Genomic DNA, 3,671 nt, shown 5'->3' with positions numbered 1-3,671 from the left:
ATTCATTCCTCAAAATATGTATAAATTAGTTAATCAAACAAAGTAATCTACACATACTTTTTCCTTTCTAGTTTAAAATTTATCGGATTTTCATTAATCCACTATCAATAGCTCATATGTATTTGTAAAAGTAAATAATTGATAATGCACCTTTACAGTTACCGGTTGAACCTCATTAACAATATTCTGATCATATATATATACTCATGAGTTACCTTGTTACCATCTATATTCTCAGCATGATAAAATTCAATAGGTGTTTCCTCTAGTTTTGTTCCAACCTTAATATTTGCTGGTTCATTAAATGAATGGAAGATTATATTACTTTCCACGTGTTTTCTATAGATTGCAGTCGATAGGATCAAAGCCAGTAAAACACAACCAATAATCATCACTTTCTTTTTTATAGGATTACCCACATAAAAGCGTTATAAGACTATGTAGAACAACTCCAACTACAATACCGATTCCAAAAATCTTCTTCTTATCATTCATGAGCATCCCCGTACTTTCTTTTTAACCATGGATAAATAATCAATATACAAACACTGATAATACCTGCAAGTACATATTGTTCGATCGGTTGCTTATGAAATCCTAACAATCTTCTTAAAAGTTGAAACAACCAATAACCATTCACTACCCACTTCATCCAACTATTAGATTTCATTTCCATAGTATCAGTTTTTATATCTCTACAGATTCTTTTAAATTCAAATAAACTTCAGCTCTTGTTGCTTCTGGATAAGGTAGTACAAATAGAATTCCAATTCCACAACAAATTAAACCTAGAATGATCCATCCGATAAATGATAAATCTAAGACAAATAGATCCATCTTTTGTCCAGTTGTCATTTGTTTGGACAAAGAGAAGGCTTCATCAGCCGAAAGATTTGGATTTTCTGCCAATAGATATGGAATCATAGAATATTCGTAAGCCTTAACAAATCCAGGAATTATGAATAGTAACAACCATAGTAGGGTTTTTAAATCCATTAAAAACATGATTTTTACAACATTTAAATAATTACCCTTGAACCCTTTAAAGATTTCACCAAGTTCAGGATTCTCATCATGATTCTTAATAAAATATCCATTTTTTCCAACTACGATGATATTACCAATAAAGATTGTATAGAGGATTCCAAGAATACTGGCAACAGAAATGAATGAATAAAATATAAGTTCAAAATTAGATGAATAAAATATAGGCTGAGAATCATAAGAAAGATTGTTTGAAGTAAAGTCTTGTACTCTTTCAATAATGGTTGTTTTTTCACCTGTCAATATTGATGCGATCAACGTAACCACAAACATCTTCCAATAATTTCTTTTCATGATTTGTTTAGCTTGTTCTTTAACTTGTTGCCTGTTCCACATATTTTTTCACTCAACTTTCTTTAGACATGCAATCTCTTTTCTAATTCCTTCAATATTGCATTGGCTTCTTTGACATCATTTAAATACTTATCACTATTAAATAACACTTTTTCCTTGGAAACATATATTGGTAATACACTATTATCTTTTAAAACAACTTTAATACCAACATACATCATTGGTTCTACTGCACCAGCCATAAATGTAGCTCCACCTAAAATTGTATGTGTAAAAGGTTTTGTTTTACCTTTGAAATTTGCATCTTCATTTTGAATGGAAAGCTTTTGAATATCATTATATAAACAACTCGCTCCACCATTTACTTCTAATCTATTTTCTTCATCATGAAATTTCACACACATTTTTAATCATCTCCTCTATCTTCTTTGCGATCTTACAATCTTGTATGTACTGTGTATTCATTGGCACAACTTCTCTTTATCATTTTTTGTTTCCAACGCTAAAAGCACGATAATTAGAACTATCAATACAATCATTCCCGTAATTAAAACCATCATTCCAAAATTAAAATGTATATTTGGGTTCATAAAAGTCTTTGTCAAACTTCCATCAATTACCAGCAATGCATTAACATAAATAAATGGAAATAAATGTGAAAATGGCTTTATAACAGGTAGAATGTTTGGTAAATATGCACATCCTATTGTCATACACAATAATATAAGCAATAATGTCAAACTATCTCGTATTAGTAAAGACATGATATACGATAACAATATAATAAATATCATATAAAAAATATTCATACATATTACTTTAACAAAAACTGTTATTGCTTTTATGCATGTCAAATGATTGTCAACTAATACCATGATTGGATAATCGTTCCCAATATTTTTTGTAACAAATGTAGCAATAAGAACAGAAATCAAAGTACAAATGGTAAATATTCCTAGCACAATAATGCATCCCGCAATAATTTTAGAAACTGTTTTTTCTATAGGCTTTAGACTTAACAATTTACTTCTATCCATATTTTCTACATAATCAAATGTAAAAACCTGTGATAACAGATATACACTAACTGCCGTTAATAAAATCGGAAAAACTGTTCCAAACAGGTATAACGTAAAAGTAATTCCATATATCGGATAATCAGAGTTTTCATAGTTTAAATGATTTTTTCTATAATGATTTATTATGTTCATCTGTTTGTCTGTAGCTTCAATCATTTCCAAATACTCATTCTTATTAGTATCTTTTTCTGAAATTTTCTGCGTTTGATGGATTACTTTTTTTTGGCTATTTAGTTCATTCAAATAGCTATCATAAAACTTATCCCATTCCTTATTTTCGTAATATTTTATTAAATCTCTATATCTTTTTTTAGTTGTATTTATTTCATCAATTTCTTTTTGCAAAGATTGAATACTTGAATCATCAACATCGTTAGATTCCATTATTTTTGTTTTATCATTAATTGCCTTTTCAGACATTTTTATTTGAGAAGCAAGTGAATCTCTTAGTATTTTTTGAGAATTGATGTTCATCACATAAATAAAAACTATTACGAAAAAGCAAATAAAAACCATTATAACATTTTGCTTCCTCTTTAAAATTTTCTTTATTAAAAAATCAATATATATAAACATTCATTTCACTTCTCTCATTTTCATTAAACTAAAATTAATAATAGTTAAAACTATATTACAAACCAAAAGGACGATAATGCCTGTTAAAGCATTTATATTATTATTCTGCGTTAAATACCCTATTTCTCCACTTAGCACTTGTAAACAGTTTAAATATGTTGTTGGAATTAAGTGTACTATCGAAAATATAGGAGCTATTTTAGTGCATCCCCATGTACAAGCAAACAAAAACAATAACGATGAAAAAAAACAAGAAGTTCTCTTTTTTAATAAGCCAGACAATACAAAAATCACATTACTGATAAACAACATAGACAATATACTCATTATTATCCAACTCATCATAAAATTTATAATCGGTTCATATTCACAAATTCCGGATGCGCAATAAGTTAATATAGGTGATTTTAGACTGCCAAATTCAGTTCCAATACTTCCCAACGTTCCAGAAATTATCAAAACAAGAAGAGTTGCAGAAATACCGACAAAACAACCAACCATTAGTTTTGTCATAATTCTATTAACCTGTTTCATTGGTACAATTATACTAATATCTATACCATTAAAATAATTCGAACAATAGAGAGATGAAAGTATAAACGCCATCATAACGATTAATATGATTGATAAATAGTTATTAACAATTAAAATGATATAGCTAATTCCTTGTACCGGAGC

The 3,671-nt window shown here is 28.3% G+C and carries 5 protein-coding genes; all 5 read right to left on the bottom strand.

What is annotated here, in order from left to right:
* Positions 1–487: 487 nt before the first annotated feature.
* Positions 488–640: a hypothetical protein gene (locus tag EUBIFOR_RS11340; protein ID WP_208853821.1), complete on the bottom strand. Its 153-nt coding sequence runs from the start codon at positions 638–640 to the stop codon at positions 488–490.
* A 47-nt stretch (positions 641–687) separates the two neighbouring features.
* Positions 688–1,380, bottom strand: coding sequence for a DUF975 family protein (locus tag EUBIFOR_RS11335; RefSeq protein ID WP_003866212.1), 693 nt, complete (start codon positions 1,378–1,380; stop codon positions 688–690).
* A 20-nt stretch (positions 1,381–1,400) separates the two neighbouring features.
* Positions 1,401–1,742 carry a hypothetical protein gene (locus EUBIFOR_RS11330; RefSeq protein WP_003866211.1) on the bottom strand — a complete coding sequence of 114 codons (342 nt, stop codon included), beginning with the start codon at positions 1,740–1,742 and terminating at the stop codon, positions 1,401–1,403.
* 57 nt (positions 1,743–1,799) lie between these two features.
* Positions 1,800–2,993: a hypothetical protein gene (locus tag EUBIFOR_RS11325; protein ID WP_003866210.1), complete on the bottom strand. Its 1,194-nt coding sequence runs from the start codon at positions 2,991–2,993 to the stop codon at positions 1,800–1,802.
* A partial coding sequence (locus EUBIFOR_RS11320) for a hypothetical protein (RefSeq protein WP_003866209.1) occupies positions 2,994–3,671 on the bottom strand: 678 nt, incomplete at its 5' end.

Source organism: Holdemanella biformis DSM 3989 (assembly GCF_000156655.1).
Lineage (GTDB): Bacteria > Bacillota_I > Bacilli_A > Erysipelotrichales > Erysipelotrichaceae > Holdemanella > Holdemanella biformis.
The sequence above is the reverse complement of the archived record's forward strand: the minus strand, read 5'-3'. Positions and strand labels throughout refer to the sequence as shown.